The sequence below is a fragment of the Enterobacter cloacae subsp. cloacae ATCC 13047 genome (assembly GCF_000025565.1).
Classification (GTDB): Bacteria; Pseudomonadota; Gammaproteobacteria; order Enterobacterales; family Enterobacteriaceae; genus Enterobacter; species Enterobacter cloacae.
Map to the genome: position 1 here is coordinate 3933262 of NC_014121.1, position 19787 is coordinate 3953048.

At 55.8% G+C, this 19787-nt stretch carries 17 protein-coding genes; 2 read left to right on the forward strand and 15 right to left on the reverse strand.

Annotated elements, in window-relative coordinates:
• The first annotated feature begins 118 nt into the window (after nucleotides 1–118).
• Nucleotides 119–1138: a M4 family metallopeptidase gene (locus ECL_RS19160; RefSeq protein WP_013098268.1), complete on the forward strand. Its 1020-nt coding sequence runs from the start codon at nucleotides 119–121 to the stop codon at nucleotides 1136–1138.
• Nucleotides 1139–1489 (forward strand): protealysin inhibitor emfourin, encoded by a 351-nt coding sequence (locus tag ECL_RS19165; protein ID WP_013098269.1) that lies wholly within the window; start codon nucleotides 1139–1141, stop codon nucleotides 1487–1489.
• Here ECL_RS19165 and ECL_RS19170 read toward each other — a convergent pair.
• From ECL_RS19170 to pbpC, 15 genes are all read right to left on the reverse strand, one after another.
• Entirely contained in the window at nucleotides 1486–1707 is a 222-nt protein-coding gene (locus ECL_RS19170) for a zinc ribbon domain-containing protein (RefSeq protein ID WP_013098270.1), read from the reverse strand. The genes ECL_RS19165 and ECL_RS19170 overlap by 4 nt on opposite strands.
• A 52-nt stretch (nucleotides 1708–1759) precedes the next feature.
• Complete coding sequence (locus ECL_RS19175; RefSeq protein ID WP_013098271.1) at nucleotides 1760–3304, reverse strand: peptide MFS transporter; 1545 nt, start codon at nucleotides 3302–3304, stop codon at nucleotides 1760–1762.
• 296 nt (nucleotides 3305–3600) lie between these two features.
• On the reverse strand, nucleotides 3601–5076 hold the full coding sequence (gene der, locus ECL_RS19180) for a ribosome biogenesis GTPase Der (protein ID WP_023620376.1): 1476 nt from the start codon (nucleotides 5074–5076) through the stop codon (nucleotides 3601–3603).
• Nucleotides 5077–5188: 112 nt separating this feature from the next.
• A complete protein-coding gene (gene bamB / locus ECL_RS19185; RefSeq protein WP_013098274.1) occupies nucleotides 5189–6367 on the reverse strand; it encodes an outer membrane protein assembly factor BamB in 1179 nt (392 codons plus the stop codon).
• Between the two features lie 10 nt (nucleotides 6368–6377).
• Entirely contained in the window at nucleotides 6378–6998 is a 621-nt protein-coding gene (locus ECL_RS19190; RefSeq protein ID WP_013098275.1) for a YfgM family protein, read from the reverse strand.
• Nucleotides 6999–7011: 13 nt separating this feature from the next.
• Nucleotides 7012–8286, reverse strand: coding sequence for a histidine--tRNA ligase (gene hisS / locus ECL_RS19195; RefSeq protein ID WP_013098276.1), 1275 nt, complete (start codon nucleotides 8284–8286; stop codon nucleotides 7012–7014).
• Nucleotides 8287–8367: 81 nt separating this feature from the next.
• Nucleotides 8368–9486, reverse strand: a complete 1119-nt coding sequence (gene ispG / locus ECL_RS19200; protein WP_013098277.1) for a flavodoxin-dependent (E)-4-hydroxy-3-methylbut-2-enyl-diphosphate synthase — start codon at nucleotides 9484–9486, stop codon at nucleotides 8368–8370.
• A gap of 26 nt (nucleotides 9487–9512) precedes the next feature.
• Entirely contained in the window at nucleotides 9513–10526 is a 1014-nt protein-coding gene (gene rodZ / locus ECL_RS19205; protein ID WP_013098278.1) for a cytoskeleton protein RodZ, read from the reverse strand.
• A 291-nt stretch (nucleotides 10527–10817) separates the two neighbouring features.
• Nucleotides 10818–11984: a dual-specificity RNA methyltransferase RlmN gene (rlmN, locus tag ECL_RS19210; RefSeq protein WP_013098279.1), complete on the reverse strand. Its 1167-nt coding sequence runs from the start codon at nucleotides 11982–11984 to the stop codon at nucleotides 10818–10820.
• A gap of 169 nt (nucleotides 11985–12153) precedes the next feature.
• A complete protein-coding gene (gene ndk, locus ECL_RS19215; RefSeq protein WP_003860625.1) occupies nucleotides 12154–12585 on the reverse strand; it encodes a nucleoside-diphosphate kinase in 432 nt (143 codons plus the stop codon).
• Between the two features lie 124 nt (nucleotides 12586–12709).
• Complete coding sequence (locus tag ECL_RS19220; protein ID WP_013098280.1) at nucleotides 12710–13585, reverse strand: 4Fe-4S binding protein; 876 nt, start codon at nucleotides 13583–13585, stop codon at nucleotides 12710–12712.
• Entirely contained in the window at nucleotides 13585–14373 is a 789-nt protein-coding gene (locus ECL_RS19225; protein ID WP_013098281.1) for a dimethyl sulfoxide reductase anchor subunit family protein, read from the reverse strand. The genes ECL_RS19220 and ECL_RS19225 overlap by 1 nt, the downstream gene beginning before the upstream one ends.
• Nucleotides 14366–14995 carry a DMSO/selenate family reductase complex B subunit gene (locus ECL_RS19230; protein ID WP_013098282.1) on the reverse strand — a complete coding sequence of 210 codons (630 nt, stop codon included), beginning with the start codon at nucleotides 14993–14995 and terminating at the stop codon, nucleotides 14366–14368. Before ECL_RS19230 ends, ECL_RS19225 begins: the two co-directional genes overlap by 8 nt.
• On the reverse strand, nucleotides 14992–17370 hold the full coding sequence (locus ECL_RS19235; RefSeq protein WP_013098283.1) for a DMSO/selenate family reductase complex A subunit: 2379 nt from the start codon (nucleotides 17368–17370) through the stop codon (nucleotides 14992–14994). Before ECL_RS19235 ends, ECL_RS19230 begins: the two co-directional genes overlap by 4 nt.
• A gap of 88 nt (nucleotides 17371–17458) precedes the next feature.
• Complete coding sequence (pbpC, locus tag ECL_RS19240; RefSeq protein ID WP_013098284.1) at nucleotides 17459–19786, reverse strand: peptidoglycan glycosyltransferase PbpC; 2328 nt, start codon at nucleotides 19784–19786, stop codon at nucleotides 17459–17461.
• Nucleotide 19787 lies beyond the last annotated feature (1 nt).

Below are 19787 nucleotides of genomic sequence, written 5' to 3' on the forward strand. Positions count from 1 at the left end.
TGAAGCGTTGCGCCAGTTTTTAAGGAGACGAATTGTCCGACTTACAACCAGCACCGGTTTAATGTTTTACACTTAAGAAGATTCTTTTTTCGGCATTGCCAGAAAACAGGAGAGTTGCATGACCCGAATTCACAGCGTGATCCCCCCCTATATTCTTCGTCGTATTATCGAAAGCGGTTCAGAGCCGCAGCAGCGCTGCGCCCGCCAGACTTTAACCCATGTCCAGACGCTAATGGCCCACATGCCCGGTAAACCAGCCGCGCCGCACGTGAGCAAAGCCGGACAGCTGGAGCGTGATATCTACGATGCGAAACAGACCCAGGAGCTGCCGGGCACGCAGGTGCGCTATGAAGGCCAGCCATCCAATGGGGATGTGGCTGTCGATGAAGCCTATGACTATTTAGGCATCACTCACGATTTCTTCTGGAAAGAATACCAGCGTGACTCGCTCGATAATAAAGGGCTGATCCTCACCGGCACCGTGCATTATGGCCGGGAATACCAGAACGCCTTCTGGAACGGTCAGCAGATGGTCTTTGGCGATGGCGACGGGGAAATATTTAACCGTTTTACCATTGCCATCGACGTTGTGGCGCACGAACTCAGCCATGGCGTTACCGAGACCGAAGCCGGGCTGATCTATTTTGAACAATCGGGTGCGCTGAATGAGTCCCTGTCGGACGTGTTTGGCTCGCTGGTTAAACAGTATCACCTGAAGCAAACCGCCGACCAGGCCGACTGGCTGATTGGCGAAGGTCTGCTGGCGAAAGGGATTAACGGCAAAGGGTTGCGCTCCATGTCGGAGCCGGGCACCGCCTATGACGATCCTCTGCTCGGTAAAGATCCGCAACCGGCGCACATGAAGGATTTCATCAAAACGCGTGAAGATAACGGCGGCGTCCACCTGAACTCCGGCATTACCAACCGGGCGTTTTATCTGGCCGCAACGGCAATCGGCGGCTATGCCTGGGAAAAAGCGGGTTATGCCTGGTACGACACAGTTTGCGATCGCAATCTGCCACAAGATGCGGATTTTGATGCCTTCGCAAAACTGACGATAGCCCACGGCGAAAAGCGCTCGGGCAGCGACGTTGGGGCGGCGATAAGACAAGCCTGGGAACAGGTGGGAGTGCTGTAAATGCAGGTTCCGGAACTGACGGATGACGCCGTGGTTGAGCTGGCCCGGGAAGGCGGCGTCGCTTTTATTCCCAGGCTGAGCGGCCAGCGCACCATCACGCTCTCATCTCTCAATGAGGCGCAGCGTCAGCGCGTGGTGAGTATTCTGGAGCAGGCCATTCCGCGTGGGCAACCGCCTGGTCAGACGTCGTCACCAGGCAGCGGTGACCAGCGTTATTTTCGTATCCAGATCTTCTGGACCCGGCACAATGAAGCGCAGTATACCGATATTATTGTGCTGGTACCGGAGCAGGAAGCGCCCGAATCGCTGGTTGAACTCTGGCAGAAAGGCGAAGGCTGCGTGTGTGATTAAGCCCCGGCAGGGACGAACTCCACGCGTTTTTTAGAGATCAGGCCGTGGCCGTTCTGGCAGAAATAGTCCACCGCACCACAGGCCTTTAATACCTGGAGTGGCTGATGGCACTCCGGGCAACGGGCTTCGAGCGCAATATCTTTATGACAGTGTTCGCAGTAAGCCACGCCGTTTTGCGGCTCCAGCTCGGCATGGCAGGTTGGACAGGCGATCGACATAGTAACTCCTTAAGCAGGTTGCCGGGGCGAAGCGGTCGCCCCGGCAGATCGATTATACCGCCTCAGTGGCAGGTTTCGTCCGGGCATTTTCCAGCATGCGACGAACCGGCACAATGAGAACGATCAGTACCGCAGCACAAATCAGCAGCGCGATGGAGCAACGCGCGAAGAGATCTGGCAGCATATCCAGCTGGTCGGCCTTCACGTGGCCGCCAATCAGACCGGCAGCCAGGTTACCCAACGCACTTGCGCAGAACCACAGCCCCATCATCTGACCGCGCATTCTTTCTGGTGCCAGCAGGGTCATGGTAGCCAGACCAATCGGGCTCAGACATAACTCACCCAGCGTCAGCATCAAAATACTGCCTACCAACCAGAACGGCGAAACGCCTGCCCCGCCGTTGCTCAGCACATTCTGCGCCGCCAGCATCATCAGGCCAAAGCCCGCCGCCGCACAGAGAATACCGATAACAAACTTGGTGATACTGCTCGGGCGAATGTTCATGGTGGCAAGCTTCGGCCACGCCCAGCTGAATACCGGTGCCAGCAGAATGATGAACAGGGCGTTGATCGACTGGAACCATACGGCCGGAATTTCGAAATCACCGATCATGCGATTGGTGTAGTCGTTGGCAAACAGGTTAAAGGAAGTCGGTTTCTGTTCAAACGCGGACCAGAAGAACGCAGCGGAAACCAGCAGGATAAAGCAGACCAGCAGTCTGGCGCGCTCTTTACGGGTCAGGCCGGCGAAGATGAACAGATAAATAAAGTAGAGCGCAACGGATGCCGCAATCACATAGACCAGCATACTGGCCACCGCGACCGGGTTAATCACAATGACCCCCTGGGCGATCAGCGTGACGAGAACCGCCACCCCAACCGCCAGCGCCAGCAGCCACGCGCCCACGCCGTTGCGTTTGACCACCGGGCTGTTCCAGGTGGAATCGAGGCCCACTTCGCTGTCGTAGCGCTTCATGGACGGGACAGCAAACACGCGGAAGATAATCAGCGCCACCAGCATCCCGATGCCGCCAATACCAAAGCCCCAGTGCCAGCCGTGGGTTTTAATCAACCAGCCGGAAATCAGCGGCGCAATGAACGAGCCCATGTTGATGCCCATATAGAACAGCGAGAATCCGCCGTCACGACGCGCATCGCCTTTTTTATACAGGGTGCCGACCATCACGGAGATACAGGTCTTGAACAGGCCCGATCCCAGCACAATAAACATCAGGCCGATAAAGAACAGGTTGTTCCCCATCACCGCCGAGAGCGCAATCGACAGGTGGCCGAGCGCAATCAGAATCGAACCGTACCAGACGGCTCGCTGCTGGCCGAGCCAGTTATCGGCCAGCCAGCCACCCGGCAGCGCGGCCAGGTACATGGTACCAGCGAAGATACCGACAATCGCCGAGGCGTTTTCACGCGCCAGCCCCATGCCGCCGTCATAGACAGTGGCGGCCATAAAGAGGATCAGTAACGGACGAATGCCGTAAAACGAGAAACGCTCCCACATCTCGGTAAAGAACAGCGAACCGAGCGGATAAGGATGACCGAAGAACGTTCGGCTTTCTTTTTGATTAACAGAGGATTGCATAATTCTCCCGAAAGGTATGTCGTTGTGCTGAAAGCACCGCGCGTACGCCGGCCAGTTACGTATCTGACCGATTTTTTACATGCGGCGAAAAATGAGTTAACCATTTGATAACCAGGCGCTAGTTTTGTCTAGTACCAGACCCTGGACTTTAAGATGAAAATTCGACGATTGTCTACTTTCTTAGATTTAAACATGGTTAAAAGCGAATAGTGATTGACATCACACAGGGAAGGCAGGCGTTTTGTATGAGCGAAAAAAACCCGCGACAGGCGCGGGTTTTTGTAAGATCGCAAAGCTTATTTGCTTTTCTTAATGTGCTTAATCAAACGCTTACGCTTACGCATCTGGTTTGGCGTCAGGGTGTTGCGCTTGTTGGCAAACGGGTTATCCCCTTCCTTGAACTGGATACGGATAGGGGTGCCCATCACGTCCAGCGATTTACGGAAGTAGTTCATCAGATAACGCTTGTAGGAATCCGGCAGGTCTTTCACCTGGTTGCCATGAATCACTACGATTGGCGGGTTATAACCACCGGCGTGGGCGTATTTCAGCTTCACGCGACGGCCACGTACCAGCGGCGGCTGATGGTCTTCTGCTGCCATATTCATGATGCGGGTCAGCATAGCGGTGCTCTGACGACGGGTGGAGCTGTCATACGCTTCACGCACGGAGTCGAACAGGTTACCCACACCGCTGCCGTGCAGCGCAGAGATAAAGTGCACGCGAGCAAAGTCGATGAAGCCCAGACGGAAGTCCAGCGTCTCTTTCACCTGCTCACGAACTTCATTGCTCAGGCCATCCCATTTGTTCACCACGATAACCAGTGAGCGCCCACTATTGAGGATAAAGCCGAGCAGCGACAAGTCCTGATCGGAGATACCTTCACGCGCGTCGATAACCAGCAGCACAACGTTGGCATCTTCAATCGCCTGCAGGGTTTTAATGACGGAGAATTTCTCCACCACATCGGTGATTTTTCCGCGCTTACGCACGCCCGCGGTGTCGATGAGCACATACTCACGCTCATCACGCTCCATCGGGATGTAGATGCTGTCGCGGGTGGTGCCCGGCATGTCGTATACCACCACACGCTCTTCGCCCAGAATACGGTTAGTGAGCGTAGACTTACCTACGTTTGGACGCCCCACAATGGCCAGTTTAATCGGCAGATCCTGCGGGTTGAATGTCTCTTCAGGCTCTTCTTCTTCGCCTTCTTCACCTTCTTCGAACTGCGCCCAGTATGCCGCGTCTTCGTCCACCTCTTCCGGCGGGTTCACTTCGTCAACCCACGGCAGCAGAACGGTTTCCAGCAGGCTGGTCACGCCGCGGCCATGCGATGCGGCGATCGGGTAGATATCACCCAGACCTAAAGACCAGAAATCGGCGATCGCCTGATCGGCATCGATACCGTCAGTTTTGTTCGCCACCAGGAAGGTCGGTTTTTCACGCGAACGCAGATGTTTAGCAATGGCGGAATCCGCAGGCATCAGGCCAGCACGAGCATCCACCATAAACAGCACGACGTCTGCCTCTTCGATGGCCAGCAGAGACTGCTCCGCCATGCGGGTTTCAACGCCGTCTTCTGTCCCGTCGATACCACCGGTATCGATACAGATGAACTCGCGTCCTTCCACCTCTGCACGACCGTACTTACGGTCACGCGTCAGCCCCGGGAAATCCGCAACCAGCGCATCACGGGTGCGTGTTAAACGGTTAAAAAGAGTGGATTTTCCAACGTTAGGGCGCCCGACAAGCGCGACCACAGGTACCATGTTTGAAGCCTCATAAAATTCAAAATAACGTCGCTTTCGCAGCGTTTTTAAAAATGTCAAAACGGCTCCTGAGTGAACAGGAGCCGTTTAGTATACTACAACCGCCGGGTAATTAACGCGTGATCGCGTACAGCGTACCGTCTTTTGCCTGAATCAGCAGTTTGCCGTCAGCCACAACCGGGTCGGTGAGGAAGCCAGAGCTGTCGACTTTTTGCTGCGCAGTAAAGCGGCCCGTCTCCGGATCGATCCAGTGCATGTAGCCTTCGCTATCACCCACCACCAGGCTACCGTTGTACAGCGCCGGTGCGGTCAGCAGACGGTGCAGCAGATCGCTTTGCGTCCACAGCGTCACGCCGCCATCGGTGCTCAGCGCCAGCAGACGGTCGTTCTGGTCAACCATATAGATACGGTTACCATCAACAATGAAATCATTCACTGAGCCCAGTTCACGTTTCCACATGATCTGGCCACTGCGCAGATCGAGCGCGGTCAGGTTTCCGTTGTACGCCAGCGCATAAACCACACCGTTGACGATAACAGGCGTCGTGTCGACGTCGTTCAGACGGTCGATTTCAGTTGACCCCGTCGCCTGAGAGATACGCTGCTGCCAGATCATCTGACCTTGCTGCATCAGCACCGCGCTCACGCGACCGTTATCACCACCCACAATGGCAGCACCAAAGGCTGTCGCCGGGGCAGATTCGCCGCGCAGGGAGAGTGATGGCATATCCAGGTTGACGGTCCACTTCACCAGACCATCGGCTTCGTTCAGCGCCTGCAGCTGGCCGTTGCTGGTGTGGATCAGCACCAGGCCGTCGCTCACCACCGGACGAGACAGAGACTCACCGGCAACCGTGGTTTGCCAGGCAACAGAACCGTCGCTGGTGTTCAGGGCATAGATCTGTGCTTTTTCGCTTCCCACGTATACGTGACCGCCGGCAACGGTCAGGCCGCCAGACAGCAGTGCAGGTTTACGGGAGAACCAGCCGTCTTTTTCTGCCAGGTTAACGGACCACACTTCTTTTCCGTCATCGGCGTTAAGCGCTTTTACGGTACCTTTACGGTCAGCCGCATAGATAACGCTGTCAGCAAAAGCCGGGTGCAGGTTGGAATAGAAATCACCAATTCCATCGCCCACGGAAGTACTCCACGCGGTTGACGGGGTAAACTGGTTTTCAACCGTCGGCAGCGGGGACATTTTCACAACGTCTTCTTCGCCACTGAACAGTGAACAGCCACTCAATAACGTAACAGAAAGCAGTCCTGGCAGAAGTAATTTACGCAATTGCATCGGGTCCCTCTCAGACGGACAAATTATTTATTTTCATCTGCATCATTTCGCTCAGCGCAGGGGATGCATTGCTATCTACACCAGCTTGCCACGCTTTACGCGCGCCCGCTTTATCACCTTTGCTCAGCAGTGCTTCACCGCGCAGATCGGCAACGATGGCAGCAAAACCTTCGCCTTTGATGGTATCGAGCGTTTTCAGCGCTTCATCAGCTTTTTTCTGCTGAACCTGGATACGGGCCAGGCGCAGATTGATAACCGCTTTCAGGTTGTCATCGCTGGCGGCTGCAAGCCCCTGCGACAGCTGGGCAGCCGCTTTATCCAGTTCGTTCTTGTCGATGTACTGCTGAGCCACTTCCAGCGCGGCCAGCGCACCGTAGGTGTTTTTGTTGTCAGCGGCAAATTTCTCTGCTGCCGTCAGCGTTTGCGGCTGATCGGCACGAATGGCGCTCACGGTATTTTCATAGGACAGAGACGCGCCGCGCGCGGAATCCGCCTGATGATTGTTCCAGTAGCGCCAGCCAATCAATGCACCTACACCTAAAATAACCCCAACAACCAGCGCTTTGCCGTTTTCAGCAAAGAAGCGTTTGATCGCGTCGACCTGGTCGTGTTCGTTCTCGTAAATTTCCACGCAGTCCTTCTCCTTAGCCCAATAGAGTGCGCAAGTGCGCCGCAACGCCGTCCTGCGTTACCGTTGTCTGCTCACCAGAGCGCAGGTCTTTCACTACCACTTCGCCGTTGGCCACTTCGGACTCACCCAGCACCAGTGCAATACTTGCGCCCCACTTATCGGCACGAGCAAACTGTTTTTTGAAGTTGCCGCCGCCATGGTTGGTCATCAGCTTAACCTCAGGCAGTGCATCGCGCACGCGTTCAGCAAGCTGCATCGCCGCAGACTGCGTTTCCGCGCCTGAGGCCACCAGGTATATATCGACAACGGAATCTGCTTTAAATTCCGGATTAACTGCCTGAACCAGCAAAACAAGTCGCTCAAGGCCCATCGCGAAGCCAACCGCAGGCGCGGCACGGCCGCCAAGCTGCTCAACCAGACCGTCATAACGGCCGCCAGCACACACGGTGCCCTGCGAACCGAGGCTGGTGGTAACCCACTCAAACACGGTACGGTTATAGTAGTCCAGACCGCGCACCAGGCGCTGATTAACGGTATAGGCAATGCCTGCTGCTTCGAGCAGTTTGCAAAGACCAGCAAAGTGTTCGCGAGACTCGTCGTCCAGGTAATCGCCTAATGCAGGCGCATCGTTCAGCAGCGCCTGCACGTCCGGATTTTTGGAATCAAGCACGCGCAGCGGGTTGCTGTACATGCGACGTTTGCAGTCTTCGTCCAGCTTCTCTTTGTGCTCTTCAAGGAACGCCACCAGCGCATCGCGGTAGTTGGCACGCGCTTCCAGAGAGCCGATAGAGTTCAGCTCCAGAGAGACATGCTCAGAGATGCCCAGCGCGCGCCACCAGCGGGCGGTCAGCATGATCAGCTCAGCGTCAATGTCGGGTCCTTGCAGGCCAAACACTTCCACACCCAGCTGGTTGAACTGGCGATAACGACCTTTCTGCGGACGTTCGTGGCGGAACATCGGGCCGATATACCACAGGCGCTGCTCCTGATTGTACAGGAGACCATGTTCGATGCCGGCGCGTACGCAGCCCGCCGTACCTTCAGGACGCAGCGTCAGGCTGTCGCCGTTGCGGTCCTCAAAGGTGTACATCTCTTTTTCAACCACGTCGGTCACTTCGCCGATCGCGCGTTTGAATAACGGGGTCTGCTCTACAATCGGCAAACGGATTTCGCTGTAACCGTAGCTGCCGAGCACCTGTTTCAGTGTGCCTTCAATGCGCTGCCAGATGGCGGTTTCGCCAGGCAGATAATCGTTCATGCCGCGGATGGCTTGAATGTTTTTTGCCACGTTTATTCTCTTTCTATATACAAAAAAGAACCCAAAGAATGGGTTCAATCATACATGGGAAGCACTTCGCTTCCCATCACGTTATTTTTCAACCTGCTGAACGCTGATGCGCTGCGCTTCGTCCATCATCGACGCTTTGGCACGAATGCGCGCTTCAAGCTGATCGATCATATCACTATTATCCAGACGATCTTTACGAACGCCATCTTCATAGAGACCACTTTTCTTGTTACCGCCGGTGACGCCCAACGTTGACACCAGCGCTTCACCCGGGCCATTCACCACACAACCGATGATGGAGACGTCCATTGGGGTGATGATGTCTTCAAGACGTTGCTCCAGGGCATTCACGGTTCCGATGACGTCAAACTCCTGACGTGAACAGGTTGGACAGGCAATGAAGTTGATCCCACGTGCGCGGATACGCAGTGATTTCAGAATGTCGAAGCCAACTTTGATCTCTTCGACCGGATCGGCCGCCAGCGAAACGCGCAGGGTGTCGCCGATCCCTTCCGAGAGCAGCAGACCCAGGCCAATGGCTGATTTGACAGAGCCACTGCGCAGGCCACCCGCCTCGGTGATCCCAAGGTGCAGGGGCTGATCGATCTGCTTCGCCAGCAGACGATAGGACTCTACCGCCAGGAAGACATCGGAGGCTTTTACGCTGACCTTGAACTGATCGAAGTTAAGACGATCCAGATGATCAACGTGACGCATCGCGGATTCAAGCAGCGCCTGCGGCGTGGGTTCGCCGTACTTTTCCTGCAGATCTTTTTCCAGAGAACCGGCGTTCACGCCGATACGGATGGGGATGTTCTTATCGCGTGCGCAGTCCACCACCATACGGATACGCTCTTCGTTACCGATGTTGCCTGGGTTAATACGCAGGCAGTCGACGCCGTATTCGGCAACTTTAAGCGCAATGCGGTAGTCGAAGTGGATGTCTGCAACCAGCGGCACACTGACCTGCTGTTTGATCAGTTTGAACGCCTCTGCGGCGTCCATGGTCGGCACGGAGACGCGAACAATGTCCGCGCCTACGCGTTCTAAGGCTTTGATTTGGTTGACCGTCGCTTCCACATCCGTGGTGCGCGTATTGGTCATCGACTGGACGGCGATAGGCGCCCCATCGCCGATTGGCACATTCCCAACGTAAATCCGTTTTGATTTTCTACGTTGAATCGGAGCCTGGTTATGCATGAAAAATCTCCCGCGTAGCCCGTCTGTTACTGTGCTGCTGATTGTTCGGCATTAACGGTAAGACGTGCAACCTGGTTAGTTCTGATAAAGCGGCTCAGATCGACAGGTTTTCCTTGATACTGGATCTGTACCGCTGCCGGTGCGCCGATTTTAAGTTTATACGGTGCCTGACCGGTTAGGTTTAACGTGCCATCTTTACGCTGCAGGCCGCTGAACAGTTTTTTACCTGTTGCGTCAGTGACTTCTAACCAGCAGTCTGCAGTGAAATTCATCACCAGCGCGTTAGGGTCAACCGCTGGCGTTGCGACACCGGCCTGATCGGTCGGCAGGGGGGCAGCGGTGTTCGCCGACGGTGCGTTCGTTGCGGTATCCACAGGAGCCTGAGAAGGTGCAACCACCGCGTTTTGATCCTGCGCTGGAGCCTGCGTCTGAGGCGCTGACGTGTTAGCCGTTGCCGCTGGGGTCTGCGCAGCGTCGGTAGCTGGCGTATCGGTCGTCGCGGTTTGTGGTTCGCTGGTCGTTGCCGCGCTGTCGGTGCTCAGTGGAACGCTCTGCGCGTTACCGTTTCCGGCCTGGTTAAGTTCGGCAGAGGATTGATCGGCCATCGTGGTGATCTCTTCCTGCTGCGCCTTGTGGTTTTGCCACCACCATGCGCCGGTCAGGCCGACCACCACAAACAGCACCAGCCAGGTGAAGCTCATCAGCCAGCCATCACGTTTTTTACGACGTTTGCCCAAAGAGAAGCTCTGCATCGGTGCAACTTTGGCTGCACGAACCGGTGCCTGCTTCTCCATCATTGGCAGTAATTCGTCTTCAGGGATGTGCACCAGTTTTGCGTAAGAGCGGATATACCCGCGCAAGAATGTTGAAGCCAGATCGGCAGGTGCCTTATCTTCTTCAATATCGCGAACCGTGGAAACCTTCAGGCACAAGCGTTCTGCAACGGCTTGCTGGCTGAGTCCGAGTTGTTCACGGGCGTTGCGAAGACGAACGCCAGTGGAGAGTGCTTCATGTTGGTCGTGAGTGGCTTCAGTATTCATTCGCTACAACTACTGGTACGTGAAAAATAAGGGTTCAGGTGCCGGTGAGTCACAATGCCACCCGCACCGCGAAACTTCTGGTCAGTTAACCTTGAACAGTCAGTATAAGACTGTCAGCCCGGAGATGACAGTGCGCCCTGCCCGTGAAGCTAAACTGTTGTTACGTCGTTACATACTGCCCGAAAGTCGTATGAAACGCACCGTAATTATTACTCAGTCATCACGAATCTGACTGATTATTCAGTAAGATTATGCTTCACGGCGCAATAATGCGCCGTGATTGCATAATAATCAAACAGCTTTGACCGCAATCGTCTCGCCCTGCATGCGTTTACGCAGGGTACGTTTGGTTCGGTCAATCACATCACCCGCCAGCTGACCGCATGCGGCATCGATATCATCACCACGGGTTTTACGCACGATGGTGGTGAAACCGTACTCCATCAACACCTTCGAGAAACGGTCGATACGGCTGTTCGAACTGCGGCCATACGGCGCTCCCGGGAACGGGTTCCATGGGATCAGGTTGATTTTGCACGGCGTATCTTTCAGCAGTGCAGCCAGTTCATGCGCATGCTCGGTACCGTCGTTCACGTGGTCGAGCATCACGTACTCGATGGTTACGCGGCCCTGGTTGGCGTTGGATTTTTCCAGGTAGCGACGCACCGCCGCAAGGAAGGTTTCGATATTGTACTTTTTGTTGATCGGCACAATTTCGTCGCGGATTTCATCGTTTGGCGCATGCAGAGAGATGGCCAGCGCCACATCAATCATGTCGCCCAGCTTATCCAGAGCCGGAACCACGCCTGATGTAGAGAGCGTCACGCGACGTTTGGAGAGGCCAAAACCGAAATCGTCCAGCATGATTTCCATTGCCGGAACCACGTTAGTCAGGTTCAGCAGCGGTTCACCCATCCCCATCATCACCACGTTGGTAATTGGGCGGGTTCCGGTCACTTTCGCCGCGCCAACGATTTTCGCGGCACGCCAGACCTGGCCAATGATTTCCGATACACGCAGGTTACGGTTAAAACCTTGCTGCGCGGTTGAGCAGAATTTGCACTCCAGCGCACAGCCAACCTGAGAAGAGACGCACAGCGTGGCGCGATCGTCTTCCGGGATATACACGGTTTCAACACGCTGATCGCCAACGGCAATCGCCCATTTGATGGTGCCATCTGAAGAGCGTTGTTCTTCCACCACTTCCGGTGCGCGGATTTCAGCCACTTCTTTGAGCTTGTTGCGCAGCACTTTGTTGATGTCAGTCATGTCATCAAAGTTGTCGCTGCAATAGTGGTACATCCATTTCATGACCTGATCGGCACGAAACGGCTTCTCGCCCAACTCTTTAAAGAACTCGCGCATCTGCTGACGGTTCAGATCCAGCAGGTTAATTTTTCCATTTTTATTTGGAACCGCAGGCGTGGCGACTTCGGAGGTATTCACTAATTCAGACATAATATTTTCCGGCCTCGTTGTTACACGTTATGGCCCATGGAGGGTTGAAAAGAAACGCCCCGGAAAGCGTTCTGCTCGTCCGGGGCGTTGCATTGTACAAAGTCTGGCGCAGGGATGCCACGTTTGCACGTGGCATTTACGAAAATAATGTGTAAACGAAACCGTTAAATTAACGGGTACGTGGACACACTTCGCCTTCTGCGAAGAAGAAAGCGATTTCGCGCGCTGCAGATTCAACAGAGTCAGAACCGTGGGTGCCGTTCTCGGTGAAGCTGTCAGCGTAGTCAGCGCGCAGCGTACCTGCCAGCGCGTTATCCGGGTTGGTTGCACCCAGCAGGTCACGGTGACGCTGTACCGCATTTTCGCCTTCCAGCACGGATACCACGATCGGGCCAGAGGTCATAAACTCAACCAGACCGTCAAAGAATGGGCGACCTTCATGCTCAGCGTAGAAACCGCGAGCCTGCTCAACGGTCAGATGCAGCATTTTGGTGCCAACGATCTTAAACCCTGCTGATTCAAAGCGAGCGAAGATGCTGCCAATAACGTTTTTTGCCACCGCGTTTGGTTTGATGATGGAAAAAGTACGTTCAATAGCCATTGATAACCTCTGTAAAATGTTCTGTTGTTTTTGCATACCTGAGTATGGTGTGGCGCGGATTATAAAGAGCAATAGCGCCATTGCCTATGGTTATACATAACATTTTTTTAAAATGAGACGAAGATTAGCAACAGGACAGATTTCGCATCCCGTAGTGATGGTGGAAACAGAGCGGGCACTGCTTTTCTTCAGGCGTAAATGACCAGAACCGACGGCGGCACGTCTGGCAAATGGCCTCATATGCGGGCATGGTTACCGTTTTCGCTATTCCCTCTGTTTGTGTCACTTTTATCGCCGCATGCTGGCAAACCGCTTCACAACCACCGCAACCGGTGCAATATTCGGTTTCCACCCTCAGACTGGCGTTCTCAAAACGAATCGCCTTTTCCTGACAGCTTCGCCAGCACGCCCCGCACAGCACGCACTTTCCGGCGTCGAGAGCGATCTCTGCCTCGCTAAACGCGGGAAAAGCCCTTCGCAACTCACGCAGGCCGGGCATGACGCGACAGGCACGAACATCCTCGCGGGGAACGTGCATTAGCGCACGGCGGGCGAGATTCACCTCGTTGTGCGGGATGAGCTTAAATGCCCACGCCCCTTCACCGCGTCGGCGAAGCGTAAGATTAAGCCGGGCAAGCGCCAGCAGCCAGTCAGGATGGTGCTCCACCTCAATACTGATAAAACGAACGCGGTATTGCGCGTGCCACAGTAGCAGCTCATTCACTCCAGGTGCGCGTTCCGCAAACGGCCCGACAAGCGCATCTCCACGCAAAAAGCGTTTTCGCGGTACGATGCCGGTAATGGCTCCGGCTGGACAGACAAACAGGCAGTCACCGCATTCAATACATCGGCTGTCATCAATCAGAACGCCCGAGTCCGTAAAAGAGAACGCCTGCACAGGGCAAGCGTCCGCACAGGCGTGGCAGGAGGCATGACGGAAACGGCGACGAACGCACGCATGCGTCACGTCCATCGCCGGGATAAGCGTTAATCCGTCCATCAGCCAATACTGAAGAAAACGAAGCGCAGCATTAGCTCACCCACAATCAGTAATGCGCTGCCCAGCAGCACCGGGCCTCGCGCGGCCTTCAGACCGCCCGCGGCAAAACACAGCATGCCCGCAACGGAAACGCACCAGCTCAGCAGATGCACCGTGCGCAGTTGCTCCAGCATCCGTAACGGAGCGTGAGGGAATGTCACCACGGTGTTGTCCATGGCTGTAATGTCGGCCAGCCAGACGGGCTTCATCACCAGACGCACAAGCACCAGCAGGGTAATAATCACAACCGCCGCGCGCAGGTTAATCCGGGAAGGCGCCCCAACGGCCACGCAGGCTGAGCCAATGATTCCCACCGAGCCGATGAACAGCACCAGCGTGTTGATGTGCTGCCAGGTGACAACCGACGTATGGATATAAATCTGCGCCATGCAGAACACGTCCACCAGCCCGACAAGACCCGCCACCGCCAGAAGCGGCTTCCAGCCTGGTTTTTTCGCGAACATCAGCAGCGTCGCAAGACCAAGCGCCGCAAGGTAAAGGCTGGCAAATACAATCTCACGGCTCAGCCAGGAGCTGGATACGTGGCGCAGCGCGTTGAGAGCATTGAGCGGGTAGCCCATATGCAGCGCCGAGGCGAGCAGCCCCAGGCAGGCCAGCACGAATGCCCCGGCAGCAGGCAGCAGCGCGTTACGCGGCGAAGCCTGCGCGTCTCCGAGCGCCAGCCAGAGCGTAACGCCTACCGATCCCTGAAGGAACAGGGTAAAAATCAGCAACGGTAACTCATGCATGACGTGTCCCCTCTTTCTCTGCGCCCTGATGTGCTTTGATCACCAGGTTCGGTTTGGTGATGGAGGAATCAGGCAATCCCTTCACGTCACAGACCACACCGTATTTCGCCCGAAGTTCATCAATCGGCCCGAATTTGATCGCTTCAAGGGGACAGGTTGCCACGCAGACAGGCTGTTCGCCTTTCGCCTGCAGATCCACGCAAAAATCGCATTTGGACATCTGCCCGGTCTGCTCGTTGAGCTGCGGCGCGCCATAGGGGCATGACCACGCACAATATCCACAGCCGACGCACTTATCCGTATCGACGCGCACGATGCCGTCACCCGGACGCTTATGCATCGCGGTGGTCGGGCAGTTTTTGGTGCAGACAGGATCCGCACAGTGGTTGCAGGAGACAGAAAGTGTGTAGGCAAAAACGTTATTGCTGACGCCACCCTGGCCGGTTGGGATGAAATTCCCGCCGTTGATTTCGTACACACGACGGAAACGACGCCCGGGTTCAAGGTTGTTTTTATCTTTGCACGCCACCTGGCAGGCCTTGCAGCCCGAGCAGCGGGATGAGTCGATATAGAAGCCCAGCTGTTTGTCGCTCACCGGCGCGTAGTGTTTAAACTGACTCATGCTTTTGCTACCTCCACCAGCATGGTTTGATGAGAATTCCCTTTCGCAAGTGCGGTAATGCGGGCGGAGCTGAGCACGTTCGCGCAGCCACCTTTATCAATGCCCCGCTCGTCCGGCTGCCACCAGGCGCCAGCCTGCATGGCAACAACGCCAGGAATGATGCGCGGCGTGACTTCGGCCGGGATTTCACATATCCCCCGTGCATTGTGAATACGCACGGTATCTCCCTGCGCAATACCGCGTTTTTGCGCGTCCTGTGGGTTAATCCATAACTTTTGCTGCTGAACCTCAATCAGCCATGGGTTGGCATACTGAGTGGAGTTGGCGCGGTTTTTCCCCTTCCAGGTAATGAGCTGTAGCGGGAACGTCTTCGCCAGTTCATCCTCCGGTCCTTCATGGGCTGGCACGTAATGCGACAGCGCAGGGATTTCCGGGTGATGCATGTCGTAAAGACGCTTCGAGAAGATCTCAATTTTTCCGGATGGCGTCGGGAAGGGATGATTTTGCGGGTCGCGAATATTGTCCTCAAAAGCGACATACGGTGCGCTTTTGAAGAGATGTTGCCGCGTCTTTTGCAACGTCGCGAAGTCAGGCAAGTTTTCCTCTGGCATCGCCAGGCGTGTCTGCTCCCATATGTGTTCAATCCACGCCTTTTCATCCCGCCCCTCGCTAAAGGCCGGTTCGATACCCAGCTTAGCGGCTACTTCGCGCAGCCAGTCATAGTCTGAACGGCGTTCAAATTCGGGTTTGATCAGCTTTTCCGACAGGATCAGATAGCTTGCGGTCCCCCAGGTTTCACCGATATTCCAGCGTTCCATAAAGCTGGTTTCCGGCAGCAGAAGATCGGCATAGCGGGCGCTCGGCGTCATGAAGAGATCGCTTGCCACGATGAACTGAATTTTCGACTCGTCTTCCAGTACCCGTGTCGCCTGGTGCAGATCGGGGTTCTGGTTAGCAAGATAGTTACCCGCCAGAGAGAACAGAATGCGGATATTACTGTCGAGCTTTTCAGCATCCTTCAGGCCGACATCCGGTGTGACCTGTGAGGCATCGTCAGCGGCCTGAACCCAGTTCATCACCGATATTTTTGCTTTGACCGGGTTATCCGGCATGTCAGGACCGACCGCAAATTTCCGGTTGGCACAACCACCATATCCTGCAGCCCATCCACCTTTTACGCCAACGTTGCCCGTCAGCGTTGCCAGCAGCGTCGAGCCGCGCGCGGTGCGTTCGCCGCAGTTGTGGCGCTGTGGACCCCAGCCCTGAATTAACGCGGCAGGTTTTGTTGTGGCATAGTCGCGTGCCAGCTGCCGGATGGTCTGCGCTGGCACATGGGTAATTTGCTCTGCCCATTCGGGAGTTTTCACCACTCCATCTTTCGCACCGGTCAGATAGGCGACAAGAGACTCGTTGGCGGGCACACCTTCAGGCATTGAGGCTTCATCGAAGCCCAGCGTATAGCGCTGAATAAATTCACGATCGTGCAGGTTTTCCGTGACGATAACGTACATCATCGCGTCCATCAGCGCGTTATCGGTCGTCGGTAATAAGGGGATCCATTGATCGGCAAGGGATGAAACGGTATCTGAGTAGCGTGGATCAACCACGATAAAACGCGTGCCGTTTTGCTTCATCCTCTGGAAATAGTGGTTGCTGTGACCAAAAATGGTCTCCGTTGGGTTATGACCCCAGAGGATCACCAGCCGGGTATCCTGCAGTGTATCCAGCGAACTGCCGCTGGCGGCGGTGCCGTAGGTGTAAGGCGTCGCGGCAGCTGTATTGCCCATACTGACCGAATGATAGCTTTCAAGGTATCCGCCGGTTAAGTTGAGCAAACGACGGACCATCTTATCCCCGGAAAAGGTGCCCCCGGAAACCGCCGTACCCACATGAACATAACGCGAGGCTGCGCCGTATTGTTGCGTGATCGTTTTTAACCGTTCGGCAATAAGTGTGGTAGCTTCATCCCAGGAAATACGTTCAAATTTTCCTTCACCGCGCTTACCCACGCGTTTCATCGGATATTTTAAACGGTCAGGATGGTAAACAAATTTCCGGTAAGCCCGGCCACGAACGCAGGCGCGCATCACTGGCATTTGCGGATCCAGCTCATTATCCGGGCGCGTAGAAATTCGGGTCACCACGCCATCGTTGACGTGGGCCCGAATATCACACTTCCCCCCGCAGTCAAATGTGCTGCAGGTCTGAATAATGTTTTCCGCAGGCTCGTCTTGTGCGGCGGTGCCTTCACTCGCCTTTGCTTTGCCAACGCGGGCGACAAACGGCAGGGCAGCAAGCGCCGACCCGGCCTGGATAAACTGACGTCGGGATACAGCGGGTAAAAGGCCGTCTCCCTGGCTTTTTATTTTTGTCATTGCTCATTCCTTCAAATAAAAACGCATTCTCGTTTTTTCGCAGGAACGAACATTGATTATTATCAAGCTAATTAATAGGGAGTAGGGGTTAGCGGCTTAATTCAAAATTAAGCGTAGCCAATTTCCCGGCCTCATCCATGGCAACTAATTGATATTTACCGGGCAAAGATAACTGCATTGAAAAATTCCGATTTTTATGTTCGAGAGGCTCGCCATTTAAAAACCACCATCGCTGCCCTTCTCCCCCGCTGGTCGTGACGGAAATTGTCACTTTTTCCTCACCCGGAAGACGCTTAATGACCGCCCCCTCTCTGACACCCGAAATCATTAGCGGTGCCGCATTGTTATCATCCAGCTGTGGACAAACCGTTGAGGGTGCGGGAAGACGTGCCGCTCTTTTTTCTGCTGCGGGCAGCCACGGCTCCAGGGGCAGCGGCCAGACGTCCAGCACTTTCTCTGTGGCATCCGGGCAATCTGCCGCCACGCGTTTGCCGGTTTTATCCAGCCAGATCGGGAAACGGATCCCGCGGATCCCCTCCTGCTCCGGCAGCAACAGCGTCGGCGGCTCACTTCCTTCCAGCAGCCAGGTCGACAGGCGTCGACGGCAGTTTTCACTGCCCTCCGGCAACGATTGCCCACCAGGCCAGCAGATCACGCCTCGCCCGACGCTTTCCGGGCGCGGATCGCGTGGCAGGCGCGCGTCGTCTATCGTTGAGCGCGACTGAAGCAGGTTATTCACCTGATTTAACAGCGGCACGGCACTGGCAAAACCAAACTGTCCCGCCACGGGCGTGCCGTCCGGCCTTCCGGTCCAGATACCAATCACGTAACGCGCATTCAGGCCAATGGCCCAGGCATCGCGATAGCCGTAGCTGGTGCCCGTTTTCCATGCCAGCGGCGCAACCTGCGGCAGTGCGTTATCCGGTAACGGTTGGGCTTCATTCGCCAGAATACGGCGAATAATCCAGGCCGAGCCGGGTGACAACAGCGGACGTTCAACCAGCGCATCACCTGGCTGTAAGCGCAGCCTTCCCGCTTTACCGTGGCGGGCAAAAGCGCTGTAGGCAGCAGTAATATCAGCCAGCCGCGCTCCCGCCCCGCCCAGGATCAACGACAGATTTGGCTGCGCCCCCGCAGGCAAAATAAGCGGCAACCCTGCGTTGCTGAGCATGCCGGCAAAACGCTTAGGCCCGTACGCCTCCAGCACCTGCACGGCAGGCAGGTTAAGGGAGCGCACCAGCGCTTCGCTCATGCTCACCGGCCCATGGAATCCGCTGTCAAAGTTACCGGGACGATAATCACCGGTTTTCCTGGGGACATCCTGAAGCAGCGAAGCGGGATGGATCAATCCATCGTCGAGCGCCATACCGTAGATAAAAGGTTTCAGTACCGATCCCGGGGATCGGATCGCATTCACCATATCCACATGGCTGAAGCGGGTGTCATCGTTAATGTCCACCGAACCGACCCAGCCGCGCACTTTCATATTGGTATGATCCACGACGATCATCGCCAGCGAACTGCGCGCCGGCAGGCGGGATTTCCAGTTCATTGCCAGCTCTTCCAGCTGCCGTTGCAAGGCGGCATCCAGAGTGGTGACAATTTTGGTATCACGGCTTTTTCCCAGCATCATGCGTGCGAAGAGCGGCGCCAGCTGGGGCATCTGCCGGGGAGCCAGCCATAGCGGCTCTTCACGGGATTCGTTAACCTGTCGGGCTGACCAGACGCCCTGCGTTACCATCCGGTCGAGCACTTTGTTGCGCGCCGCCTCCGCCCGCGCTGGCCAGCGGTCCGGGCGTAAACGGCTGGGGGCCTGAGGTAGCACCGCCAGCAGGGCCGCTTCGGAATAGCTGAGCTGTGATGGCGGTTTACCCAGATAGGTCCAGCTTGCGGCACCTATTCCCTGGAGCGTCCCGCCAAACGGGGCGCGGTTGAGGTAGAGGGTGAGGATCTCGCGCTTGGAGAGATGCCATTCAAGCTGCATCGCCCGCCAGAGTTGACGAATTTTACCGCCAAAGGTGCGCGGATGCGGATCCAGCAGACGCGCAACCTGCATGGTCAGCGTGCTGCCCCCGGAGACAACCTTACCGGACGTCAGATCCTGCCAGGCGGCGCGCAGCACAGAGAAAGGATTCACGCCTGGATGCTCCCAGAACCAGCGATCTTCATACTGGATCAGGGCCTCAAGATAGCGAGGAGAGACCTCTTCAATCGTGACCGGATAACGCCAGATCCCTTCGCTGTCGGCAAAACGCCAGAGCGGCGTGCCCTTCTCATCGACCACCACCCGGGCGGGGTTAACCTCTTTCAGCGGCAACGGCCAGAGGCGGTCGGCGGCGACAATCAGCCCCCATAAAATGAGAAGCGCCCCCGCCAGCCACAGCCAGCGGGAGCGTATCAGACGTGCAACTGACATA